At 40.8% G+C, this 24,571-nt stretch carries 18 protein-coding genes; 12 read left to right on the plus strand and 6 right to left on the minus strand.

The genetic code is table 11. The annotated features are described in order from the left end of the window. Positions 1-286: 286 nt before the first annotated feature. From acnA to ACPC58_RS00155, 6 genes are all read left to right on the plus strand, one after another. Positions 287-2,956 (plus strand): aconitate hydratase AcnA, encoded by a 2,670-nt coding sequence (acnA, locus tag ACPC58_RS00130; RefSeq protein ID WP_434064888.1) that lies wholly within the window; start codon positions 287-289, stop codon positions 2,954-2,956. After that, entirely contained in the window at positions 2,953-4,071 is a 1,119-nt protein-coding gene (locus tag ACPC58_RS00135; protein WP_274503995.1) for a citrate synthase, read from the plus strand. The genes acnA and ACPC58_RS00135 overlap by 4 nt, the downstream gene beginning before the upstream one ends. A gap of 2 nt (positions 4,072-4,073) precedes the next feature. Further along, on the plus strand, positions 4,074-5,255 hold the full coding sequence (gene icd / locus ACPC58_RS00140) for an NADP-dependent isocitrate dehydrogenase (protein ID WP_277844638.1): 1,182 nt from the start codon (positions 4,074-4,076) through the stop codon (positions 5,253-5,255). A gap of 161 nt (positions 5,256-5,416) precedes the next feature. Continuing rightward, positions 5,417-5,680: a phosphocarrier protein HPr gene (locus ACPC58_RS00145; RefSeq protein WP_024378446.1), complete on the plus strand. Its 264-nt coding sequence runs from the start codon at positions 5,417-5,419 to the stop codon at positions 5,678-5,680. A gap of 4 nt (positions 5,681-5,684) precedes the next feature. After that, entirely contained in the window at positions 5,685-7,418 is a 1,734-nt protein-coding gene (gene ptsP / locus ACPC58_RS00150; RefSeq protein WP_434064889.1) for a phosphoenolpyruvate--protein phosphotransferase, read from the plus strand. A 173-nt stretch (positions 7,419-7,591) separates the two neighbouring features. Continuing rightward, positions 7,592-9,016, plus strand: a complete 1,425-nt coding sequence (locus ACPC58_RS00155; RefSeq protein WP_277837014.1) for an NADP-dependent glyceraldehyde-3-phosphate dehydrogenase — start codon at positions 7,592-7,594, stop codon at positions 9,014-9,016. A 42-nt stretch (positions 9,017-9,058) separates the two neighbouring features. Here the strand turns inward: ACPC58_RS00155 and ACPC58_RS00160 are convergent, their stop codons facing one another. Next, on the minus strand, positions 9,059-10,546 hold the full coding sequence (locus ACPC58_RS00160; protein ID WP_217373906.1) for a DUF1846 domain-containing protein: 1,488 nt from the start codon (positions 10,544-10,546) through the stop codon (positions 9,059-9,061). 633 nt (positions 10,547-11,179) lie between these two features. Here ACPC58_RS00160 and rnc point away from each other — a divergent pair. The 5 genes from rnc to ftsY are packed head-to-tail and all read left to right on the plus strand — an operon-like array spanning position 11,180 to position 18,278. Continuing rightward, positions 11,180-11,866, plus strand: a complete 687-nt coding sequence (gene rnc / locus ACPC58_RS00165; RefSeq protein WP_277837013.1) for a ribonuclease III — start codon at positions 11,180-11,182, stop codon at positions 11,864-11,866. A 2-nt stretch (positions 11,867-11,868) separates the two neighbouring features. After that, a complete protein-coding gene (gene smc, locus ACPC58_RS00170; protein WP_434064890.1) occupies positions 11,869-15,402 on the plus strand; it encodes a chromosome segregation protein SMC in 3,534 nt (1,177 codons plus the stop codon). Further along, complete coding sequence (locus ACPC58_RS00175; RefSeq protein WP_434064891.1) at positions 15,399-16,208, plus strand: Cof-type HAD-IIB family hydrolase; 810 nt, start codon at positions 15,399-15,401, stop codon at positions 16,206-16,208. Before smc ends, ACPC58_RS00175 begins: the two co-directional genes overlap by 4 nt. After that, on the plus strand, positions 16,198-17,010 hold the full coding sequence (locus ACPC58_RS00180; RefSeq protein WP_434064892.1) for a Cof-type HAD-IIB family hydrolase: 813 nt from the start codon (positions 16,198-16,200) through the stop codon (positions 17,008-17,010). Before ACPC58_RS00175 ends, ACPC58_RS00180 begins: the two co-directional genes overlap by 11 nt. 2 nt (positions 17,011-17,012) lie before the next feature. After that, positions 17,013-18,278, plus strand: a complete 1,266-nt coding sequence (gene ftsY / locus ACPC58_RS00185) for a signal recognition particle-docking protein FtsY (RefSeq protein WP_434064893.1) — start codon at positions 17,013-17,015, stop codon at positions 18,276-18,278. 46 nt (positions 18,279-18,324) lie between these two features. Here ftsY and ACPC58_RS00190 read toward each other — a convergent pair whose 3' ends face one another. The 5 genes from ACPC58_RS00190 to ACPC58_RS00210 all read right to left on the minus strand — a co-directional run bounded on the left by ACPC58_RS00190 (position 18,325) and on the right by ACPC58_RS00210 (position 22,479). Beyond that, positions 18,325-18,999 carry a DNA alkylation repair protein gene (locus ACPC58_RS00190; RefSeq protein WP_434064894.1) on the minus strand — a complete coding sequence of 225 codons (675 nt, stop codon included), beginning with the start codon at positions 18,997-18,999 and terminating at the stop codon, positions 18,325-18,327. Between the two features lie 52 nt (positions 19,000-19,051). Further along, a complete protein-coding gene (gene zwf, locus ACPC58_RS00195) occupies positions 19,052-20,536 on the minus strand; it encodes a glucose-6-phosphate dehydrogenase (RefSeq protein ID WP_434064895.1) in 1,485 nt (494 codons plus the stop codon). A gap of 77 nt (positions 20,537-20,613) precedes the next feature. After that, on the minus strand, positions 20,614-21,429 hold the full coding sequence (locus ACPC58_RS00200) for a TIGR03943 family putative permease subunit (RefSeq protein WP_434064896.1): 816 nt from the start codon (positions 21,427-21,429) through the stop codon (positions 20,614-20,616). Then, positions 21,426-22,331: a permease gene (locus ACPC58_RS00205; RefSeq protein WP_434064897.1), complete on the minus strand. Its 906-nt coding sequence runs from the start codon at positions 22,329-22,331 to the stop codon at positions 21,426-21,428. The genes ACPC58_RS00200 and ACPC58_RS00205 overlap by 4 nt, the downstream gene beginning before the upstream one ends. Before the next feature lies 1 nt (position 22,332). After that, positions 22,333-22,479: an SPJ_0845 family protein gene (locus tag ACPC58_RS00210; RefSeq protein WP_172035713.1), complete on the minus strand. Its 147-nt coding sequence runs from the start codon at positions 22,477-22,479 to the stop codon at positions 22,333-22,335. 123 nt (positions 22,480-22,602) lie between these two features. On the opposite strand from ACPC58_RS00210, the gene ligA reads away from it, so the two are divergent. Beyond that, positions 22,603-24,561, plus strand: coding sequence for an NAD-dependent DNA ligase LigA (gene ligA, locus ACPC58_RS00215; protein WP_434064898.1), 1,959 nt, complete (start codon positions 22,603-22,605; stop codon positions 24,559-24,561). Positions 24,562-24,571: the final 10 nt, after the last annotated feature.

Consider the following 24,571-nt stretch of genomic DNA (forward strand, 5'->3'; position numbering starts at 1 on the left):
AAATATTGTGCAATCAATTTATCGACAACACCAAATATAGTATGCGGGCAGGCCAAAACCTATTTCTATCGTTAATTTTTGGTAGGGTTTTCAATGGTTACGCTTGATGTACAATAGTAGGTGCAGGACAAAAAATAAAGAGTATATTAGAATCAGATACGGTTGATATGATTATTAAATAGTACTCAATATGTCATATGATATAACATGTTTGGTTAGGTATTGATTGAATAAATATTACAATCTATACTATACTAAATAATAATGTTGAAAGAGGGCAGAGCAGATGAGTCTATCGTATAAAAAACGCTTACTTCATAATGAGAATGAATACTCTTACTATGCATTGAATTCGGTTGCAACCGAAAATGGTGTGGATATTCATACACTTCCATATACCATCCGAATTTTATTGGAAAGTCTTCTTCGTAAGGAAGACGGAGTTGATGTTACTAAAAATCACATTTTAGATTTATTACATTATCAGGCTTCTTCACCATCTGGAGAAGTCCCTTTTAAACCTAGTCGTGTCATTTTACAAGACTTTACTGGTGTACCTGTAGTGGTTGACCTTGCATCCATGCGCGACGCTGTTGTCAAAGCTGGTGGAAGCCCAGACTTGATAAATCCAGAAATTCCTGTTGATTTGGTCATTGACCATTCTGTTCAGGTTGACTTTTTCGGGACAGATCAGGCGCTTGAGCAAAATATCGCCTTAGAATTTAAACGAAATAATGAGCGCTATGAGTTTCTTAAGTGGGCAGAAAATTCATTTGAAAACTACCGTGCTGTACCGCCTGCAACTGGGATTATTCATCAGGTAAATATTGAATTTCTAAGTGACGTTATCATTAATAAGGATGGTTTGCTTTATCCAGACTCTATGTTTGGTACTGATAGCCACACAACTATGATCAATGGTATTGGTGTACTTGGTTGGGGTGTCGGTGGTATTGAGGCGGAAGCAGCAATGTTGGGTGAAGCATCTTATTTTCCAATTCCAGAGGTGATTGGAGTTCATTTAACTGGACAGTTACCGAAAGTAGCTACTGCGACGGACTTGGCTTTGAAAGTGACACAGCTGCTTCGTCAAGAAAATGTAGTTGGAAAATTTGTGGAATTTTTTGGACCTGGCTTATCCTCCCTTGCTCTTGCAGATCGTGCGACAGTCTCAAATATGGCTCCTGAATATGGTGCAACCTGTGGATATTTCCCAATTGATTCTGAAACCCTCAATTACATGAGATTGACCAACCGTACAGAGGAGCAAATTGAGTTAACAGAAGCATATGCAAAGGCAAATCACTTATTCTATGACAGCACAGCTATTCCAACCTATACTAAGGTACTTGAATTGGATTTGTCTACGATTGTTCCATCCATTTCTGGTCCGAAAAGACCACAAGATTTGATTGAATTGTCTAATGCTAAAAATGAGTTCCAAGCAAGTGTAACACGTGAAGTTGGTGTTCGTGGATTTGGTTTGGAGAAAGAAGAATTAGATAAGACAGCCACGGTTAAATATGCAGACGGCGACGAACTGATTCAAACAGGACATGTTGCGATTGCAGCGATTACCTCATGTACCAATACTTCGAACCCCTATGTTCTATTGGCGGCTGGTTTATTAGCTAAAAATGCAGTTGAAAAAGGTTTGACTGTTGCGAAGACTGTCAAAACGTCCTTGGCGCCAGGTTCGAAAGTTGTAACAGGCTATTTGAAAAATTCAGGTTTACAGACCTATTTGGATGCCTTAGGGTTCAATTTGGTGGGCTATGGCTGTACAACTTGTATTGGTAACTCAGGTGATTTACGACCTGAAGTAGCAGAAGCCATTAAAGATGAAGACTTATTAGTTTCAGCAGTATTATCTGGGAACCGTAACTTTGAAGGACGGATCAACCCACTGGTGAAAGCCAATTTCTTAGCGAGTCCACCACTAGTTGTTGCCTATGCTATTGCGGGTAATATGAATGTTGATTTGACAAGAGACCCACTGGGATATGATAAGGATGATCAGCCAGTCTATCTTGCAGATATTATGCCAAGTCGTGAAGAAGTTGACGCATATATTGACCAATACGTTACGCGCGATCTCTTTAAACAAGAATATCAGCAAGTTTTTACAGATAGTCAAGCATGGAATGCGATTGAAACAAAGACAGATAAGAATTATGCTTGGAATCCATCTTCTACCTACATTCAAAATCCGCCATATTTTGACAACATGCAGGAAGATTTATCTATAAAACCACTGGAAAACTTATCTGTTTTGGCTAAATTTGGAGATACAGTAACAACAGACCATATTTCGCCAGCCGGGAATATTGCCCGTCTAAGTCCTGCTGCACGATACCTAGAGGAGAATGGAATTTCTTATGTGGATTTCAACTCTTACGGAAGTCGTCGTGGTAACCATGAGGTCATGATGCGTGGTACGTTTGCAAATATTCGTATAAAAAATGAACTCGCAAATGGGAAAATTGGTGGATGGACCACGTATGAGGGAGAAATCCTTCCTATCTATGATGCAGCCATGAAATATAAGGCCGCTGGTATCGGTACTATCGTCATTGCTGGTAAGGATTATGGAATGGGTTCTAGCCGCGACTGGGCAGCGAAAGGTACAAACTTGCTTGGTGTGAAAGTTGTACTTGCTGAATCATTTGAGCGAATTCACCGTTCAAACTTGGTCATGATGGGCGTTCTACCTCTTCAATTTTTGGATGGTGAAACAGCGGAAAGTCTGGGTTTAACTGGACATGAACACTATACGATTGATTTACCAGAAGATGTAAAAGTTGGACAAGTTGTTACCGTCCATGCAAATTCTGAAAAAGGTTCAAAAGAATTTCAAGCCCTTGTGCGTTTCGACGCAGAAGCGGATATTCGTTATTACCGCCATGGTGGTATTTTACCAATGGTGGTAAGAAAAAAACTGGGGGGAAACGTATGACAGAAACGAATGGGTTAAAAGATGCGATTGCTTGCGATACGCGAATCAGCGCAATTGAAGATGACCGCTTGTCTTATGCAGGATACGATATCGCAGAGTTAATGGATAATAATGTTTCCTTTGAGGAGGTCATTTATCTACTGTGGAATTTGCATTTACCTACTCAAATTGAATTAAATTGTTTTGAGAAAAAGTTGCGTGAGGAGTATGCAATTTCTGATGCTGTCGAACAATGTATTCTGATTCAATCTCGTCGGCACTTGCATCCGATGAGTGTTCTACGTTCAACTGTGTCTCTCTTAGGTGTTTACAATGTGCATGCTGAAGAAAATTCCTTAGAGGCTTTGTATGATCAATCTATTCAAATTATGGCAAAGGTCCCAACTATCATTGCAACATTTGCTCGTTTGAGAAGAGGATTGGTTCCAATTGAACCGCGTTCAGACTTGGGATTTGCCGCAAATTTCCTTTATATGTTAAATGGTGAAGAACCTTCTGAATTGCAAGTGAAAGCATTTAGTAAAGCACTAGTTTTGCATGCTGATCACGAATTGAATGCATCAACCTTTGCTGCGCGTGTCACTGCATCAACTTTAACGGATTTGTATTCTTGTGTCACAACTGCGATTGGGACTTTAAAAGGTTCTTTGCATGGTGGTGCAAACGAGCGTGTATTTGACATGCTACTAGCGATTCGTGAAAGCGGTGATACGGAAGGATACTTGCAGGAAAAGTTGGATTCGAAAGAGAAAATCATGGGATTTGGTCACCGTGTTTATAAAACTGTGGACCCTCGCCAACAGTATTTGAAAGAAATGGCGCGTGATTTGACACTCGGAACTGACGATGAAGCATTTTATCAGTTGTCAGAGGAAGTAGAGAATTTTATTAAACACAAAAAAGGGTTGATTCCCAATGTCGACTTTTACTCTGCAACTGTTTACCATGTATTAGGAATTGATAGTGACATTTTTACTCTCATTTTTGCAATGAGTAGAATGGCAGGATGGATTGCTCATGTTCAAGAGCAACGGAAGAATAATAAGTTAATCCGTCCGCGTTCTTCCTATATTGGTAGCAGAAATCTAAAATATATTCCTATTGGAAAGAGGTAAGTATGACAGAGAAGATTAGATTGGAAAATGGAAGGCTTTTAGTGCCTGACCAACCAATTATCCCCTATATTGAGGGGGATGGGGTAGGGCAAGATATTTGGCCAGAAGCTCAAAAAGTCATCGATGCAGCAATTGAAAAAGCATACAATGGTCAGCGTTCTATTCAGTGGAAAGAAGTTCTGGCGGGTGAGAAAGCTTATGCTTTAACCGGGACGTCTTTACCTGATGAGACGTTGAAAACGATTCGTGAGCATTTGTTGGCCATCAAGGGACCTTTGGGTACACCTGTTGGAAAAGGCCACCGGTCACTGAACGTCGCATTGCGTCAGGAACTAGATTTGTTTGCTTGTGTTCGTCCAGTTCGGTATTTTCAAGGGGTTCCAAGTCCATTAAAACATCCAGAAAAAACCGATATTACTATTTTCCGTGAAAACACAGAAGATATCTATGCAGGAATCGAATGGGATGCTGGTACAGAAGAAGTTGCAACTGTCATTTCATTTCTTCAGGAGAAGATGGGAGTGGCTAAAATCCGTTTTCCAGAGTCATCAAGTATCGGTATAAAGCCCATTTCTGAAGAGGGAAGTAAACGCCTCATTCGTTCTGCTATTGAATATGCACTAAAACACCAATTAAAAACAGTAACTTTGGTACACAAAGGGAATATTCAAAAATTTACAGAAGGCGGATTCCGAAAATGGGGTTATGAATTAGCTCAAGAGGAATTTTCGAATGAGCTAGAAAATGGTTCATTGGTTATCAATGATATTATTGCGGATAACTTCTTACAACAGATTTTATTGGCACCTGAAAAATTTGATGTTGTGGCCTTGACCAACCTGAATGGAGACTATGCATCAGATGCTTTAGCTGCTCAGGTTGGAGGGATCGGCATTTCTCCTGGAGCTAACATTAATTATCAGACTGGTCATGCAATTTTTGAAGCGACACATGGAACTGCTCCAGATATTGCAGGTCAAAATAAGGCAAATCCTAGCTCAGTACTCCTGTCTGCTTGTATGATGTTAGAGTTTATGGGATGGAATGAAGCTGCTGACAAAATTATTGTCGCTCTAGAACAGGCTATTTTACATCAACAAGTGACGATTGATTTTGCCAGTGCATTAGGTGTTGAAAGCCTGTCAACTAGCCAATTTGCTGAAGCACTTATCGCTCGTTTTTAATAGAATAGAAAGGAACTCACCATTCGGTGGGTTTTTCGGCTTGAAATACTGAAAGAATAATAAAAAATTCTTGAAAATGATTTCAAAAAATGATATAATGTTCTTTGTAAGGGTTATCACATTGACTCGAAATAATTGTAAAAATAAAGGAGAAACCAACTATGGCTTCAAAAGACTTCCACATTGTGGCAGAAACAGGTATCCACGCACGTCCAGCTACTTTGCTTGTGCAAACAGCTAGCAAATTCGCTTCAGACATCACTTTGAACTACAAAGACAAATCTGTAAACCTTAAATCAATCATGGGTGTAATGAGTCTTGGTGTTGGTCAAGGCGCTGATGTAACTATTTCAGCTGAAGGTGCAGATGCTGACGATGCAATTGCAGCTATCACTGAAACAATGGAAAAAGAAGGATTGGCATAAAAAGATGACAGTAATGCTTAAAGGAATTGCAGCATCTGATGGTGTTGCCGTTGCTAAGGCATATCTACTCGTTCAACCCGATTTGTCCTTCGAAACGATTACAGTTGAGGACACAAATGCAGAAGAAGCTCGTTTAGATGCCGCTCTTACAGCATCACAGAACGAGCTTTCTGTTATTCGTGAGAATGCAGTAGCGAGCCTTGGAGAAGAAGCTGCAGCAGTATTTGATGCACATTTAATGGTACTTTCTGACCCAGAAATGGTAGGTCAAATCAAAGAAACGATTCGCGCCAAGAAAACAAACGCAGAGACTGCTTTGAAAGAAGTTACGGATATGTTTATCGCTATCTTTGAAGGTATGGAAGATAACCCATACATGCAAGAGCGTGCAGCAGATATTCGTGACGTAGCAAAACGTGTCTTAGCTCATTTGCTTGGGGTTCGTTTGCCCAACCCAGCAACAATTGATGAAGAATCTATTGTGATTGCTCATGACTTGACTCCTTCAGATACAGCTCAATTGAACAAACAATTTGTAAAAGCCTTTGTAACAAACATTGGTGGTCGTACAAGTCACTCAGCTATCATGGCTCGTACACTTGAAATTGCTGCTGTATTAGGTACTAACAACATTACAGAAATTGTTAAAGATGGCGATGTCCTGGCTGTTAACGGTATCACAGGCGATGTTGTTATCAACCCTACAGAAGATGTCATTGCAGAATTCAAAGCAGCTGGTGAAGCGTATGCTAAGCAAAAAGCTGAATGGGCATTATTAAGAGACGCTCAAACAGTGACGTCAGATGGCAAACACTTCGAGTTGGCAGCTAACATCGGTACACCAAAAGACGTTGAAGGTGTAAATGATAATGGTGCAGAAGCTGTTGGTCTTTACCGTACAGAATTCTTGTACATGGACTCACAAGACTTCCCAACAGAAGACGAGCAATACGAGGCTTACAAGGCAGTACTTGAAGGTATGAATGGTAAGCCAGTTGTGGTTCGTACAATGGATATCGGTGGTGATAAGGAGCTTCCTTACTTCGATCTACCACACGAAATGAACCCATTCCTTGGTTTCCGTGCCCTTCGTATCTCTATCTCTGAGACTGGTAACCAAATGTTCCGTACTCAGTTACGTGCTCTTCTTCGTTCATCAGTACATGGTAAACTTCGTATCATGTTCCCAATGGTTGCTTTGTTGACTGAATTCCGTGCAGCAAAAGCAATCCTTGATGAAGAAAAAGCAAACTTGTTGGCTGAAGGTGTAGCAGTTGCAGATGATATCCAAGTAGGTATCATGATTGAAATCCCTGCAGCAGCAATGCTTGCAGACCAATTTGCCAAAGAAGTTGACTTCTTCTCAATCGGTACAAACGACCTTATCCAATACACAATGGCTGCAGACCGTATGAATGAACAAGTTTCATACCTCTACCAACCATATAACCCATCAATACTTCGCTTGATCAACAACGTTATCAAGGCTGCACATGCAGAAGGCAAATGGGCTGGTATGTGTGGTGAGATGGCTGGTGACCAACAAGCTGTTCCGCTTCTTGTAGGTATGGGCTTGGATGAATTCTCTATGAGCGCAACTTCTGTACTTCGTACACGTAGCCTTATGAAGAAACTTGACACAGCTAAGATGGAAGAATATGCTCAACGTGCCTTGACAGAATGTGCAACGGCAGAAGAAGTTCTCGAACTTCAAAAAGAGTATGTTGATTTCGATTAATCATTAAAAGAGTAATAATCATCTGACATTGTTGGAGTTGTCAGATGATTATTGGCTCTTTTTTTCTATGTTTTGCATCAAAATCCGAAAGAATATTGGAAATTTTCAAAAAATTCTTGCAAATATTTTCTGACTATGTTACAATGTTCACATTATCCAGAAGGAGGGAATGAATGAAGCAGTATCAGAATTATATTGATGGGAAATGGGTTGATTCCGAAAAGAAAATAACCATTTATTCGCCGATTAATCAAGAAGAGTTGGGGAATGTTCCTGCCATGTCACAGGAAGAAGTCGACAAGGCTATGGAAGCAGCAAGAAAGGCTTTGCCAGCTTGGCGGGCTTTATCTGCATACGAACGTGCCCAATATTTGCACAGAGCTGCGGATATTTTAGAAGAACGCAAAGAAAGCATTGGTGAGATATTAGCGAAAGAAGTTGCGAAAGGGATAAAAGCATCGATTGGAGAAGTAGATAGGTCAGCTCATTTGATACACTATGCTGCTGAAGAGGGTCTACGTGTTTATGGGGCCTCTTTAGAAGGGGGAACGTATGAACCAGCTGCAAAAACAAAAATATCGTTGATTCGTCGTGAGCCTGTTGGTATTGTTCTAGCTATTGCACCTTATAATTACCCAGTCAACTTATCAGCCTCTAAAATTGCTCCGGCGCTTATCGGTGGGAACGTAGTGATGTTTAAACCACCAACACAAGGATCGATTTCGGGGTTGCTTTTGGCTCAAGCTTTTGCTGATGCAGGCATTCCAGCTGGTGTTTTCAATACAATAACTGGTCGTGGTTCAGAAATTGGTGACTATATTATTGAACATCCTGAAGTGAATTTTATCAATTTCACAGGTTCGACACCGATTGGTCAAAAAGTTGGGAAATTAGCTGGTATTCGTCCAATTATGCTTGAGTTGGGTGGAAAGGATGCAGCTGTTGTTTTAAGCGATGCGGATTTAGATCATGCAGCGAAGGAAATCGTTAGTGGGGCCTTTAGTTATTCTGGTCAACGTTGTACTGCTATTAAGCGAGTATTAGTTGTAAATGAAGTTGCAGACCAATTGGCTGAGAAACTTCAGACTGAAGTTGAAAAATTAACGGTAGGGGATCCATTTGAAAATAAGGATATTACGCCTGTCATTGATGAACAGTCTGCTGTCTTTATCGAAGGTTTGGTACAGGATGCACAATCAAAAGGGGCAGTAGAGTTAACTCCGTACAAACGTGAGAAAAATCTAATTTGGCCAACCTTGTTAGACGAAGTCACTCCTGAGATGGACATTGCTTGGGAAGAGCCGTTCGGTCCAGTGCTTCCAATTATTCGCGTATCATCTATTGAAGAAGCACTTGAGTTATGTAATCAATCAGAATATGGTTTACAGTCATCTATATTTACGAAAAACTACCCATTAGCCTTTGAATTTGCTTCAAAATTGGAGGTCGGTACTGTGCATATTAATGCTAAAACGCAACGTGGTCCTGATAATTTCCCATTCCTAGGGATCAAAGGCTCTGGTGCTGGAGTTCAGGGGATTAAATATAGTATTGAAGCCATGACTAAGCTAAAATCTGTTGTGTTTGATATACAATAAGAAAAAGGAAGTTTCCAATTAATGGATACTTCCTTTTCTCGATTATTTTGCTTGATAAAATTTATTGTGTTGGTAAATTGGATCAAATGTTAAATTGATTCCAAGCTTACGTAGGACACTCTTGTCTTCATCTGACAGAATAACGGTTGAGTGGGCTTCGCTACCATTTAATTGGCCCAATTCTTTCATGGCACTCGCCGCAATTGGGCTATCTTGTGCAGTAATCGCCAATGCGTTGAGTATTTCGCTGGCATCCAGTCTTGTATTGGTTTTATCGAGGTAATCTGATTTCAATTCCTGGATTGGGCGTATGTAGGTTGGTTCGATTAAGAGGGTTTCATCTTCGATTGCCGCAATTTGTTTGATGGCATTTAAGAGGACAGATGCAGTTGGTTTAAGTAGGTCGGATGTTTTACCTGTTACAATATCTCCAGTTGGCAACTGAATAGCAAGGGCAGGGCTAGTTGTCAGCTCTGCTTTTTCGCGCGCAGCGATAACAACCTTACGATCTGCTGGTGTCACACCGACTTCATTCATGAGGAGTTCGATTTTCTTCACAGCCTGTTCGCTAATCCGCTCTGCCTTGAAATCCACCAAGGACTGGTAGTAGCGACGGATGATTTCCTGTTTGGACGCTTCGATAGCAGCTTCTTCATTGATGATGGAATAACCTACCATGTTGACACCCATATCTGTCGGAGATGCGTATGGTGATTTACTCAAAATCCGTTCAAAGGTACGGTTGAGGACAGGGAAGACTTCGATGTCACGGTTGTAGTTGACCGCAGTTTTGCCATAAGTTTGAAGGTGGAAAGGATCAATCATGTTGAGGTCGTCCAGGTCGGCAGTTGCTGCTTCATAGGCTAAGTTTACGGGATGGTGAAGTGGTAAGTTCCACACTGGGAAGGTTTCAAACTTAGCATAGCCTGATGTTACGCCATGCAGTTGGTCGTGGTAAAGTTGGGAGATACAAGTTGCCAATTTACCTGAACCAGGTCCAGGTGCGGTGACAACGACGAGATTGCGACTAGTTTCGATGTAGTCATTTTTGCCCATACCTTCTGGTGAGATGATGTGGTCAATATCAGAAGGATAGCCCTTGATTGGGTAATGGAGATAGGACTTGATACCATGTTTTTCTAACTGCTTGCGGAAGGCATCCGCAGCTGGTTGGTTGCGGTATTGGGTAATGACGACAGAACCAACATAAATATCAATATCATTAAATGTATCAATCAAGCGGAAGACTTCTTGGTCATAAGAAATACCCAAGTCACCGCGTGCCTTAGAGTGTTCGATGTTGCTAGCATTGATGGCGATGACGATTTCTACTTGATCTTTTAACTCTTGGAGAAGTTTGATTTTATTATCAGGTTCATAGCCAGGAAGTACACGAGCTGCATGGAAATCTTCCAACATTTTCCCACCAAATTCCATATACAATTTGCCTTCAAACTGAGCAATGCGCTCTAAAATATGATCACGTTGTAAATTCAAATACTTACTTGAATCAAATGCGATTTTCTTCATCCAATAAGTCCTCCAAATGTGTATTAATCTCTGGGAAAAACAAAAAATAGCTCCCTAAAACTAGGGAGCCTTTTCTCCGACCTCTCAAAAGAGGTGCCCGAACAATACTATAACAAACTGTGCTTCGCTTGTCAAGAAAGAATCTGAGCAGAAAATATTAAATATCTATTAATATAGTTGAATGAAGAGCTTTCAGAAAAAAACTGATACTCAATGAAAATCAAAAAGACTAGCTCCAAAGGTTTGGGGAATCTTTGGAGGTTGGAGATAGAGCGAACCAAGTTCGTTTCTCCATTCGCAGATATACCCCTGCTTTAAGGTAGCAGGCTATCAAGCTCCACTGGAGCTTGACACTCATCAAATAAATTCAACAAGGTCTGCTTTTGATTTTCGAAGGGTATAAGGAGCTCAGTTCTAGGTCGGAAATAAGACGTGCGAAACAAGTCGATTTCGTGGAGTAGGGCATGCCGAAAGTGACGTTGTATCAAAGTTAATTCAAATGTCTATAGCTTAGTAGGAAATGAGGCTGAGATAGGAAGAGTGGTCGAAAATATGTTATAATATTGGGACGGAGTGTGAAAAAAATCTCCTGTTTATCAATTGCTTTGAGTTTGTATAGAAAGGAACAAATAGATGAAAGATTTACATGCAAAATTATTGACTGATTTTGGGATTGATTTTTCAGATTTGAATTTATTAGAAACGGCTTTTACCCATACTTCCTACGCTAACGAGCATCGCCTTCTAAAAATTTCACATAATGAGCGCTTGGAATTTTTAGGAGACGCTGTACTCCAGTTAATGATTTCCAAATACCTCTACCAGAAGTATCCCAACAAGCCTGAAGGAGAAATGTCTAAATTACGTTCTACCTTTGTTCGTGAGGAGTCATTGGCTGGTTTTTCTCGTGCCTGTGGCTTTGATCGGTTTCTTCGCCTTGGGAAAGGGGAAGAAAAGTCTGGAGGACGGAATCGTGATACCATTTTAGGAGATGCTTTCGAGGCTTTTTTAGGAGCTCTGCTGTTGGACAAGGGAGAAAAGACCGTAGAGGAGTTCATCCATCAAGTCATGATTCCTCGTCTGGAAGAGGGGAACTTTGAACGGGTAACGGACTATAAAACAGCATTACAGGAAATCTTACAGGTTAATGGGGAAATTGTCATTTCTTACCAAGTTGTAGCGGAAACTGGTCCAGCACACGATAAGACTTTTGAAGTGGAAGTGTCTGCGGATCAGCGTGTGATTGGACGTGGTCGTGGTCGCTCTAAGAAATTAGCTGAACAAGCCGCCGCAAAAAATGCTGTGGAGGCTAGAGCATAAGTATGTATCTTAAATCGATTGAAATGCAGGGCTTTAAGTCCTTTGCGGATAAGACCAAAGTCGTCTTTGACCGTGGAGTGACGGCTGTTGTAGGACCAAATGGTTCTGGAAAGTCCAATATCACTGAAAGTCTGCGTTGGGCCTTGGGAGAGTCGTCTGCTAAAAGCCTACGTGGAGGCAAGATGCCTGATGTTATCTTTGCAGGAACGGAAAATCGTAAGCCACTCAATTTTGCTTCTGTGGTGGTAACCCTAGATAATAGCTCAGGCTTTATTGTAAATAAAAATAAAGAAATTAAAGTCGAGCGCCATATTTATAGATCTGGTGATAGTGAGTACTTGATTGATGGGCAAAAGGTTCGTCTGCGAGATATTCATGATCTTTTCATGGATACTGGCTTAGGGAGGGATTCATTTTCTATCATTTCACAAGGGCGGGTTGAAGCAATTTTCAATTCCAAACCTGAGGAACGCCGTGCAATTTTTGAAGAGGCTGCAGGTGTTTTAAAATATAAAACTCGTAAAAAGGAAACAGAAAGTAAGCTGGCTCAGGCTCAAGGCAATTTGGATCGCTTGGACGATATTATCTACGAATTAGATAATCAGGTCAAGCCATTGGAGAAACAGGCACAAACTGCTAAGAAGTTTTTAGAATTAGATGGACAGCGCAAGGAATTATACTTAGATGTTTTGGTGGCTCAGTTGTCGCTTGGTAAGGAAAAGTTGTCGGAAAAAGAAGCCGAACTAGAATCTGTCAAAACTGAATTGACCAGTTACTACAAACAGCGTTCTGAGCTAGAGCAAGAAAACCAGTCTTTAAAAGAGAAGCGCCACCGCTTGTCAGTACAATTAGACCGCGAACAGGCAGTTTTACTGGATGTGACCAAGTTAATCAGTGATTTAGAGCGAAAAATTGAGGTCCATAAACTGGAATCTAGTCAAAACGAATCAAGTCGTCAAGAAGCGCAGGCGCGTTTGGAAAACTTGTTGACTAGACGAGAGCAGTTGGAAGAACAAATTGAACAAAAGCAGGGTGTTCTTGAGCAATTAGAGAATTCATTGTCTAGTTTGAAAGAAGATATTGCTGCGGTAAACATAGAAATTTCCTACTTTTCAGAAGATCCTGATCAGGTTTTAGATCGTCTGCGGGAACAGTACGTGGCTCTGATGCAAGAAGAGGCAGAAGCTTCAAACCGTCTGACCAAGATTCAGCAGGATATTGCCAATCAAATCAGTCTTTCTGAGAGTAAATCTGAAGACTTGGCACGCTTGCAGACGGAAAAACAAACAGCTCAAGAAGAACTTGATAAGAGTCGGAAAAGTTTAGAAGAAGCTGATCACGAGTTACGCCAGTTACTTGAGCGCTATCAGACCAAAAAATCAGAATTGGATCAAGTTCAGGCTACTTATCAGTCTGAACAAGGTCGTTTGTTTGATTTGTTGGATCAGTTGAAAGGCAAACAGGCTCGCCAATCTAGTTTGGAAGCCATTTTGAAAAATCACTCCAATTTTTACGCGGGGGTTAAGGCTGTCTTACAGGAGGCACCAAGCTTAGGAGGAATTATTGGAGCAGTCAGTGAACAATTGACCTTTGACACTCGCTACCAAACGGCTTTGGAAATTGCTCTTGGTGGTGCTAGTCAAAATGTCATTGTTGAAGATGAAGCGACTGCTAAACGAGCTATCGCATTTTTGAAAGAAAAACGGCAAGGACGAGCAACCTTCTTACCTCTGACAACTATCAAGCCACGTCAGCTTTCTGGACAGCAAATCTCTTTACTAGAATCTTCCGATGGATTTTTTGGTTTAGCAAGTGATTTGGTGACTTATCAGCCAAATTTAGATGTGATTTTCCAAAATTTGCTAGGCACTATCGCGATTTTTGATACCATTGACCATGCTAATAAGGCAGCGCGGGCAACCAAATTTCAAGTACGTATGGTGACCATGGATGGAGCGGAAATCCGTCCTGGTGGAGCCTTTGCTGGTGGTAGCAATCGAAATAACAGTACGACCTTTATCAAACCCGAACTGGATGCTCTTTTAGGAGAAATAGAAGAGCTGTCTAGCCAGTTGCAGGAGCAAGAAAGCTTGGTTGCAGCTAAGAAAACTAGCTTAGACCAGACCACAGAAGCCTTGGAAACGATTAAGGCTGAGGGGGAAGAAGCTAGATTGAACCAGCAGAGCGCAAGGATTCATCTGGAACAGGCAGAAAATAGACTGGCTCAGCTTTCAGTCCAGTATGACCTGCAAATGAGTCAGGTTAGTCCGACCATTTTGACTGAGCTAGATGAAGAAGCTACTAAGGAAGCAGCAAACGTTCAAGCTTTGAATGAGAAAAAAATTGCCTTGGAACAACAAATCAATCAAGTCCGTGATAATCGTGATAGTATTCAAGAAAGCTTGCAGAAACTACAGACTCAGAAGGGGCAACTAACTTTGGTACAGGCTGAAGCGATCAGTCAACTTCGTTTTGAACAGATAGATCTGAGACGCTTGCAAGAAGAAAAAACAACTACCGAAAAGGATATTGCTATCCTTGAAGATTTGATCAATCAGAAAGTAGTGGCTCTAGAAGATACGACTATAGAGCTTCTAGAAGAGCAGTTGCAGGCAGCATCTGATAAGCAAAGCCAGACCAATCAGATCCTAATTCGCTTAAAATTTGAATTGGAAGATATTGATGGGCAGTTTGAAGACCTGGAAAAAAGATTGCAACAAGCTCGGACTAAGAATGATGATTTGATTCGTAAGCAGGCTAAGTTAGAGGCGGATTGTGAGCAAGCGGGCGATATATTACGGACTTTACTTGGTAATTTGACCGAGCATTTTAAATTAAGTTTTGAAGCTGCTCAGTCTCAGGCCAAGGCAGTTGAAAACCTTGCTAGTGCCGAACAAAATCTTAAGAACTTGGAAAGAGCTATTCGAGCTTTGGGTCAAGTCAATTTGGATGCGATTGAGCAGTATGACGAAGTCAATAATCGTCTAACCTTCCTCAATGAGCAACGGACTGATATTTTGACAGCGCGTGATCTTCTTCTTGATACCATTCATGAGATGGATGATGAGGTGAAAGAACGCTTTAAAGTCACATTTGAAGCTATTCGTGAAAGTTTCAAGCAAACTTTCAAACAAATGTTTGGCGGTGGTTCAGCTGATTTGATTTTGACAGAGAATGATATTTTGACTGCAGGTGTTGAAATATCTGTTCAGCCTCCGGGTAAGAAAATCCAGTCTCTCAACCTCATGTCCGGTGGCGAAAAGGCACTTTCGGCCCTCGCTCTGCTATTTTCCATTATCCGAGTGAAGACCATCCCGTTTGTGATACTTGACGAGGTGGAGGCAGCCTTGGATGAGGCCAATGTCAAACGCTTCGGAGACTATCTCAATCGCTTTGATAAGGAAAGTCAGTTTATTGTCGTGACACACCGAAAGGGCACAATGGCTGCAGCGGATGCCATTTATGGGGTAACCATGCAGGAATCTGGTGTATCAAAGATTGTATCTGTCAAATTGAAGGATATGGAGAAATTATGATAAAAAAAATTTATGCCAGTGATATGGATGGTACGTTTTTACGTGAGAATCATAGCTTTGATAAAAAAAGTTTCCGACGGATTCTGGATCAGTTTAAGGAAAAAGACTATTTATTTGTGGCGGCAAGCGGGAGATCTTTGCAGAGTCTAAAGTTAGTTTTTGAAGAATTTGCAGATGAAATCGGGTTTGTTGCTGAAAATGGTTCTATTGTTGAGTATCAAGGTCAGATGATTTTTCTGGATGAACCGATTCGTCCAGAAGTTTACTTGCCTATTATTGCTGGAATTGATGCCGGTCCTTATGGAAGTAGTCGTTCCATGGTATTGTCTGGACTCGAAAACTTTTATTTGTTAAAAAATGCTGAGCCTCAATTTTTAGGAGCAATGACAAATTATTATGCTCATTTTCAATTGGTCGACTCGTTTGAAGATGTCCAGGAAAAAATAATAAAGATTAATGCCAAATTCACCCCAGATGAGATGGACCAAGCAAGATTGTGGCTCAATCAGACCTTTGAAGGTGTGACAGCCGTGACAACAGGTTTTGACAATATTGATATTATTCCTAATGGTTCAAATAAATCAGTTGGATTGAATCATTTGTGCAGTCATTTTGGAATTACAGGACGAGATGTAGTTGCCTTTGGGGATAATCAAAATGATTTAGATATGTTGGACTTTGTCGGTCTTGCCATTGCAACAGAAAATGCAAGAGAGGAAGTGAAGGCACTAGCTGATCAGATTATTGGTCATTGCAATGATGGAGCTGTACTGGCTTATTTAGAGGAGGAAGTATATGGCAATTAAAATGATTGCACTAGATTTGGATGGAACTCTTCTGACGTCGGATAAACGAATTTCAGAAGCCAATAAGCAGGCCTTGTTAGCAGCTCGGCAACAAGGTGCTTATGTTGTCTTAACAACAGGACGGCCTTTACAAGCTATTGGTGCTTTTTTGGAAGAATTAGACCTCTTAGGTGAAAATCAATATTCCATCACCTTTAATGGTGGATTGGTACAAGAAAATACAGGGCGCATTTTAGATAAAACTGGCTTCAGCATTGATGATGTTCGTGCAATTCGACAAGTAACCAATCAATTGGACCTACCTCTGGATGTCTTGTATGGAGGAGATGTTTACTCATTACCAGCGGTCAATGAATCTCTGTATCTAACGGCCAATCCTTTGCTGAATAAAATTGATGTGACAGATGAGGAGATGCCAGAAGATTTTGTCTATAATAAGGCGGTGACAGCTGTAGCAGCTGATTTTTTGGATGGACAAATTCCAAAAATTCCTAGAGAGTTGTACGATCGTTTTGAAATTTTCAAATCGCGTGACATGCTTCTAGAATGGAGTCCAAAAGGAGTCCATAAGGCAAATGGATTAGCAAAATTGATTGGGCATTTGGGAATTAATCAATCGGAAGTGATGGCCTGTGGTGATGAAGGTAACGATCTTTCGATGATCGAATGGGCTGGTTTAGGCGTTGCAATGGCTAATGCAACAGACGAAATTAAGTCTGCTGCAAACCTTGTTTTACCAAAAACAAACGATGAAGATGGCATTGCCTGGGCTATCCAACAGTATGTATTAAATGAGGACTAAGTATGGGATTATTTGATCGATTATTTGGACAAGAATCGCAGGAACAAAAACAAGTTGAAGTTGGTGAAGAAGTTGAAACGCACCAGACAGCTGAAAATGAACAAGTGGCTGTGGTTGCGACCAATTCTGATGATAGTTCAGCAGAAGGTGGAGAAGCTGTACCCTTGACTGCTGAACAAGAAGCGCAAAAACAACGGACACTTGATATGATGGCTCAGTATTATGCGGCCAAAGAAGCAGCAGCTGCCCGCGTGAAAGAGGCGCAAGAGAAAGGTTTTGATCCTGCTATTCAGACAAAACCAAAAGAAGAGCCAGTTCAAGAAATTGTACAAGAAGTACAAGAAAGTGAGCAAGACAAGTACCAGCGGACTTTGAAGAAAACAAGAACTGGATTTGGTGCAAGGCTCAATGAATTCTTTGCTAATTTCCGTTCAGTGGATGAGGAATTTTTCGAGGAGTTAGAAGAATTGTTGATTTTGTCAGACGTTGGCGTGCAAGTAGCTTCGACTCTGACTGAGGAGCTCCGCTATGAAGCCAAGTTACAAAATGTCAAGAAGACAGAGGAACTCCGTCGTGTCATCATTGAAAAATTGGTGGATATTTATGAGAAGGATGGTCAGTTTAGTGAGCAGATCAATTTCCAAGATGATTTGACAGTGATGCTCTTTGTGGGTGTCAACGGCGTTGGGAAGACGACTTCAATTGGTAAGTTGGCCTACAAATACAAGCAAGCTGGCAAGAAAGTCATGCTGGTTGCGGCGGACACCTTCCGTGCGGGGGCGGTAGCCCAGCTGGTCGAGTGGGGGCGCCGTGTCGATGTGCCTGTAGTCACAGGACCTGAAAAATCAGATCCAGCTAGTGTGGTCTTTGACGGTGTCCAACGTGCCGTAGCAGAAGGCGTAGATATTCTCATGATTGATACAGCTGGTCGCCTGCAGAATAAAGACAACCTCATGGCAGAGCTGGAAAAAATTGGTCGCATCATCAAACGGACTCTTCCTGATGCACCGCATGAAACCCTCTTAGCCATGGATGCTTCCACTGGTCAAAACGCTCTCAGTCAGGCAAAGGAATTTGCAAAGATTACCCCGTTAACAGGTCTTGTCCTGACCAAGCTAGACGGAACAGCCAAAGGTGGTGTCGTCCTTGCTATCCGTCAGGAGTTGGATATTCCTGTTAAACTGATTGGTTTCGGTGAGAAAATCGATGATATCGGTGAGTTCAAATCTGAAGAGTTCATGCGTGGACTTTTGGAAGGATTGATATAGAATGAAAAAAAGTAGTTAACTGAGAAAGTTAGCTACTTTTGTGTTTTCATTTTTTCCGCAATAAAGCCTCAATCCAGTCAGGTGCATAGGCTGAAGTACAACCTTTGGCAACTTTCATTTCAGAATATACTCCTAATTTCTGTCCGATTGCCCGCCCTTTTTCTAGATAGTCAGGATATGTAACTGCAATTTCTACCAAGCACTGGTTCATGGTCCACTGGATAAGTGGATCCGTAGTTTTTAAATGCTCATTGATATAAGTAAGTGTTTGTTCAATTTCTTGGTCTGTAGCGGTTTTTCTAGCAAAATATTTGGCCCGAAGGAACCATCCAAGTCGTTGAAAAATAGCTTGGTCTTGGGTGAGTAAGTATTCTTCCCAGTCTTTGCTATCCCTTCGTTTACTAAGAATAAGGGAGGCAAGTTTATCTAGAACATTGTGGGAGGCTTGTTTACTAATACTACTTTTTAGGTCAGAAGCTTCAAGTTGGTCTGGCTTGTTTTTGACAATTTGAATGGCTAGGTATTGAGCTTCAAGAATGCCGGTTTGCCAAAGCGGTACAAAGAGATCGGATTGATTCATGTAAGTCTTTGCGATTTTTGAGAGGGCTCCCATTGGTACACCATAATATGGCTTTGTCTCACCATTTTTATCATAGCGTTTGAGAGTTCCAGCATGGCTGGCTTCCTCGAGTTGGCTCAGAATTGTCTCTATTTCAGTCATTAAAATATTTCTCCGAAAAAAACTGGAGTAATCCAGTTTTGTACATGATTTATTATAGGAGGCCACGCTCACGATACCAAACATCCGGCGTCCATACCCACTTGCATCCGTAATGATCTAGTAAATCGAATGCGGCCTGTGGCCCCATTGTCCCAGCAGAATAGGTATGCAATGGAACCTGATTACTTGACCAAATATCGATTACCCGGTCAATCAGACTCCAACTTGCTTTTACTTCTTCCCAATGGCTAAAATTAGTGGAATCGCCATTTAAGACATCGAAAAAGAGTTTTTCATAGGCTTCAGGTGAATTGCCAAGAGCAGTAGCATTGTGACGGAAGTTGAGTTTGGCAGGAGCAAGGGCAAAGTGCGGACCAACTTCTTTTCCATTTATGGATAACATAAAGCCTTCAGTAGGCTGAATATAGATTGTCAATACATTTGCTTCAGAAGGCTGACCAAAAATATTTTCCGCATGTTTAAAGGTAATTGTAACACGAGTCCCTTTCTCGGTTAGTCGTTTACCTGTACGGAAGAAGAATGGGACATCGCGGAAACGGTCTGTATCGACAAAGAAGACACCGCTAGCAAATGTTTCAGTCTGTGAACCATCGGCAATATTAGGTTCATCTAGGTAGCTGACATAATCTTTCCCATCAATAGAACCTGCAGTATATTGGCCACGAATAAAGTTTTGTTTCAATTCTTCATCAGTTTGATGGCGAAGGTGTTGGAAAACTCTAATTTTCTCAGCTCGAACATCTTCTTCTTTGAAAGTAGCTGGTTTATCCATTGCTAAAAGTGACAGAACTTGAAGTGCGTGATTTTGTACCATATCTTTTAGTGCACCAGAATGATCATAGTAGGCACCACGGTCCTCAACCCCAATTGATTCAGCAAAAGTAATTTGGACATTATCGATATAATCACGGTTCCAGACATGTTCAAAAATAATATTGGCAAACCGAACTGCAAAGATATTTTGCACCATTTCTTTACCTAAGTAATGGTCGATACGATAGATTTGGTCTTCATTAAATGCAGCAGCCAACTCATCATTGAGCTTCGTAGCAGTTGCAAGACTTGTTCCAAATGGTTTTTCAATAATCAAACGTTCAAAACCTTGTCCGTCAACAATCTGCTCAGATTTGAGATGTTTGGCAATTGTACCGAAAAATTCCGGCGCCATAGAAAGGAAGAAGACCTTGTTGTGCTGAGTATCGTATTTTTCACACAAGTCTTCCTGCAATTTACGTAATGCTACATAATGCTCCGTATCATTAACGTCATGACTTTGATAGTAGAAATGGCTGGCAAATTCATGGGCTTGGCGTGGAGTATCTGGTAAGTCTCCAAGTGATTCAATAACAGTTTGTTCAAAAAATTCTTTGGTCCAAGGTCTTCGAGCGGTACCAATAACGGCAAAGTTTTCCCTGATATGTCCAGCCTTGTAGAGACGGAATAATGAAGGATAGAGTTTGCGTTTGGCAAGGTCGCCACTAGCACCAAAAATAGTAAACAATACATGTGATGACATAATTTCATTCCTATCTGTTGAGTATAAAAACTATTATAGCATAAATTGTCAGAAAATTCACTTTTAAGGCGAAATTATTAGAAAACACGGTAAACATATGGAGAGTCCGGTTGTTCAATCTGGACAATAGATTGCAATTCTAATGTTGGAAGATTTTGTTTCAATGAGGTATGGTAAGTAACCCTGATTATGCCTTTGGCTTTAATCCAGGTGTTATTTGAAAATGGAGTATCAGATCCAGTAGAGAGCAGGCCATATACCCCTGAGTCTGCAATGCAGTGTATAATTCCGAAGCGAAAGATGAATTGTTGATGAACATTGTCAGGATCATTATAGACAAAACCTACCATCTCAACAGTTTTTCCTGAAAATTCCGTAGGATAGTCATAGATTGCCTCCATCACCTCCATGTAATTTTCACTAGTGACAATAATCTGATCTTCAGCGAGGTAGTGATTGGCAATTTCACGCATCTGACTCTGATAGGCAGATTTTGTAAAATAAATAGAACTGTCTGGTTTGAGATACTGAACCGTCGTTCCTTCTTGCGTCTGAGTCGTCGTATCATTTTCCGCAGCTAACGGGAAATGGTAGCCTTTTGCTGCGACAGTAGTTGAATCCAAGCTGACGGTCGGGAAGAGCCAGGCAACTAAAAGTGGTATCAATAAGAGGGCTACACTGGCAAACTTGGCTGATTTCTTTGACAGATGGCTGTGTGTCTCTATCTCTTTTACCCAAATATACAATTGTACAATAGCTAATATAAAGGATAAGACCATGGATAGAAATGCTAAGTAACTATAGTGTAGGTTGATGTATTGGTTTAATTTTCCAGAGACATAAAGATACATGGTCATCTCAAAATAGCCTGCAAGAATTAAAAATCGAATCATGCCACACCTCCAAGTAGGAGACTATACCCTAGAATGACTAGAGTTATAACCGAGATAAATCCAATAATAAATTTACCTGTAAAGTAATGTTTCATCATGAGTAAATTTTTGACATCAATCATTGGTCCGATGACCAAGAAGGCCATCACCGGAGCAAAGCCAAAACTTGATAAAAGAGATGCAGCGATGAAGGCATCTGCCTCTGAGCAAAGTGAAAGAAGAAACGCCAATAACATCATCAGCAGAATGGCAGATAATGGATTGTGACCAATGGTCGTCAGGACAGCAGTTGGAATATAAACCTGAACCAAACTAGCAAAAAGGCAACCGAAAACCAGATAGCGACCCGTATCAAAAAATTCATCAATAGCATGAATAAGTGCAAAACCGACTTTTTGCCAGCTTGTCTTATTGGAATAATCATGTTGGTGATGGCTTAACTTATTTTCTTTCAGTATCGGATTTTTTACAAAGAAACCTAGAATGATCCCCAGTACGACTGAAACAAGGATTGCTCCTAAGGCACGATACGTGGCAAAAAGCATAGAATTACCAAATGCAGTATACGTTGCAAATAGTACAATGGGATTGATTACAGGAGCAGTAACTAGGAATGGGATAGCTGTGTATTGGGGAACTTTTTTCTCCAATAATCGATTGACAATTGGAACAATCCCACATTCGCAGGAAGGAAAAATAAAACCAATAAAGGTGCCAAAAAGAATGGCGAGAACCCTGTTTTGGGGAAGGAGTTTATGTACTTTCTCAGGGGTGATAAACACATCGATAAAACCAGAAATCATTGCTCCAATCAATACAAAGGGTAAGGCTTCAATGATAATAGACAGGAAAATAGCCCCTGCCTGCAGAACGGAGGTAGGAAGTTGATTGAAATCAAACATACTATTTATCATCCTGCTTCAAGTTGTTTTTTCCGGAATTTATTTTTGATTTTGGATCTGGATACTCAATTTCTTCTAGATTTTCAAATGAAGCAAATTCTTCGAGCATTTTTTCTAAATCATCTTGTCGTTTATATGTTACAGCCATGGGGCACCTCCAAAAATAATATATGCTCATTATACCTTTTTTACCCAAAAATATCTAAAAGAATCTGATTGATTTGAAGTCCAAAATATACTTAGCAACTTCAAATCATGTTATAATACTCTTATGGAAACAAGAATAACAGAATTAGTTAGCTTGCTGAATCAGTATGCTAAAGAATATTATCAATTGGATCGACCAAGTGTATCGGATGCCGAATATGACAAGCTCTATCGTGAGTTAGTTGAGCTCGAGACAGCACATCCAGAACTGATTTTACCAGATAGCCCAACCCATCGAGTGGGTGGGAAAGTATTAGATGGTTTTGAGAAATATAGCCATGTTTATCCTCTTTTTAGTCTGCAGGATGCATTTTCGCGTGCAGAATTAGAAACGTTTGATCAGCGTGTACGCAAGGAATTTCCACAGGCAAGTTATATTTGTGAGCTGAAGATTGATGGCCTTTCCATTTCCCTTACCTATGAAGCTGGAAAACTTGTTGTTGGAGCTACACGCGGGGATGGCAGTATTGGTGAAAATATTACTGAGAATTTAAAACGTGTAGCTGATATTCCTTTGACCTTGCCCGAGGCGATTGATATTACCGTTCGAGGGGAATGTTATATGCCCAAAGCTTCTTTTGCTCGTGTTAACAAACAACGTGAAGAGGCTGGAGAAGCTGAGTTTGCTAACCCTAGAAATGCCGCTGCAGGAACCCTCCGTCAATTAGATACAGCTGTCGTTGCTCAACGTGGACTTGCTACCTTTTTTTACCAAGAGGTGAGTCCATCTGATGCAGTCAGTCAATCAGAGGTTCTTCATAAGCTAGATACCCTTGGTTTTACGACAAATCACGATTATCATTTGGCAAATACCATTGATGATGTGTGGGAGTTTATTGAAAAAATGGCAGAGCGCCGAGATGATCTCCCCTATGAGATTGATGGCATAGTCATTAAAGTAAATGATTTATCTGCACAAGAAGAGTTGGGTTTTACGGTCAAGGCACCACGATGGGCTGTTGCCTATAAATTCCCAGCCGAGGAAAAGGAAGCTGAAATCTTGTCGGTTGATTGGACTGTTGGTCGTACGGGTGTCGTAACTCCAACTGCAAACCTCAGTCCTGTTCAATTAGCGGGGACGACGGTCAGTCGAGCGACCTTGCACAACGTAGACTATATCGCCGAAAAGGATATTCGTATTGGTGATACAGTTATTGTATATAAAGCAGGAGACATTATTCCAGCAGTGTTGAAAGTGGTGGACAAGTATCGTACCATTCAAGAACCGATGCCTATCCCAACTATCTGTCCAAGTTGTGCTGGTATCCTACAACATTATGAAGATGAAGTTGCCCTGCGCTGTATCAATCCTTTGTGTCCAAGTCAGTTGATGAGTAAGTTGGAACATTTTGCTAGTCGTGATGCCATGAATATTGCAGGATTGGGAACGTCTATCGTTGAAAAATTGTTCCTGTCACAATTAGTTCATGATGTTGCAGATATTTATCAATTAACGGTCAACGATTTACTGACTGTAGATGGGTTTAAGGAAAAATCAGCTGAAAAATTATATCAAGCAATCCAAAGTTCCAAAACAAATTCAGCGGAGCGCCTCTTATTTGGGTTGGGAATTCGTCATGTTGGTAGCAAAGCAAGTAAAATATTATTGGAAAAATTTGGCGATTTGGAATCGTTAGCAAAAGCTGATCAAGATACTATTGCCTCGTTAGAAGGATTAGGACAAGTCATTGCAAAGTCAATTACAACTTATTTTACTAGTCAAGGAGCTCAACAACTTTTACACGAACTTAAGGAAGTTGGGGTAAACTTAGCTTATCTTGGACAGGTAGCAGATGAAAATGCTGCCTTATCCGGTATGACAGTTGTATTAACGGGCAAATTGGAAAGAATGAAACGCAATGAGGCTAAGGCTAAATTAGAATCCTTAGGAGCGAATGTAGCTGGCTCAGTTTCTAAGAAAACAAATCTTGTTGTCGCAGGAACGGATGCTGGTAGTAAACTGGCCAAGGCACAAGAACTCGGGATTGAAATAAAAGATGAAGCTTGGCTAGAAAACCTTTAAAAGGAATGAA

Origin of the sequence: Streptococcus sp. VTCC 12905, from assembly GCF_049893385.1 — a bacterium.
Lineage (GTDB): Bacteria > Bacillota > Bacilli > Lactobacillales > Streptococcaceae > Streptococcus > Streptococcus suis_AA.

Coding starts and splice junctions, on each gene's coding strand:
- ACPC58_RS00160 (WP_217373906.1), bottom strand. CDS start 10,546: ATGAAGAAAATCGCATTTGATTCAAGTAAGTATTTGAATTTACAACGT.
- ACPC58_RS00200 (WP_434064896.1), bottom strand. CDS start 21,429: ATGATTCGATTTTTAATTCTTGCAGGCTATTTTGAGATGACCATGTAT.
- smc (WP_434064890.1), top strand. CDS start 11,869: ATGTATCTTAAATCGATTGAAATGCAGGGCTTTAAGTCCTTTGCGGAT.
- ACPC58_RS00210 (WP_172035713.1), bottom strand. CDS start 22,479: ATGGCTGTAACATATAAACGACAAGATGATTTAGAAAAAATGCTCGAA.
- ftsY (WP_434064893.1), top strand. CDS start 17,013: ATGGGATTATTTGATCGATTATTTGGACAAGAATCGCAGGAACAAAAA.
- ACPC58_RS00155 (WP_277837014.1), top strand. CDS start 7,592: ATGAAGCAGTATCAGAATTATATTGATGGGAAATGGGTTGATTCCGAA.
- ACPC58_RS00205 (WP_434064897.1), bottom strand. CDS start 22,331: ATGTTTGATTTCAATCAACTTCCTACCTCCGTTCTGCAGGCAGGGGCT.
- acnA (WP_434064888.1), top strand. CDS start 287: ATGAGTCTATCGTATAAAAAACGCTTACTTCATAATGAGAATGAATAC.
- ACPC58_RS00175 (WP_434064891.1), top strand. CDS start 15,399: ATGATAAAAAAAATTTATGCCAGTGATATGGATGGTACGTTTTTACGT.
- rnc (WP_277837013.1), top strand. CDS start 11,180: ATGAAAGATTTACATGCAAAATTATTGACTGATTTTGGGATTGATTTT.
- ligA (WP_434064898.1), top strand. CDS start 22,603: ATGGAAACAAGAATAACAGAATTAGTTAGCTTGCTGAATCAGTATGCT.
- ACPC58_RS00145 (WP_024378446.1), top strand. CDS start 5,417: ATGGCTTCAAAAGACTTCCACATTGTGGCAGAAACAGGTATCCACGCA.
- icd (WP_277844638.1), top strand. CDS start 4,074: ATGACAGAGAAGATTAGATTGGAAAATGGAAGGCTTTTAGTGCCTGAC.
- ACPC58_RS00135 (WP_274503995.1), top strand. CDS start 2,953: ATGACAGAAACGAATGGGTTAAAAGATGCGATTGCTTGCGATACGCGA.
- ACPC58_RS00180 (WP_434064892.1), top strand. CDS start 16,198: ATGGCAATTAAAATGATTGCACTAGATTTGGATGGAACTCTTCTGACG.
- ptsP (WP_434064889.1), top strand. CDS start 5,685: ATGACAGTAATGCTTAAAGGAATTGCAGCATCTGATGGTGTTGCCGTT.
- zwf (WP_434064895.1), bottom strand. CDS start 20,536: ATGTCATCACATGTATTGTTTACTATTTTTGGTGCTAGTGGCGACCTT.
- ACPC58_RS00190 (WP_434064894.1), bottom strand. CDS start 18,999: ATGACTGAAATAGAGACAATTCTGAGCCAACTCGAGGAAGCCAGCCAT.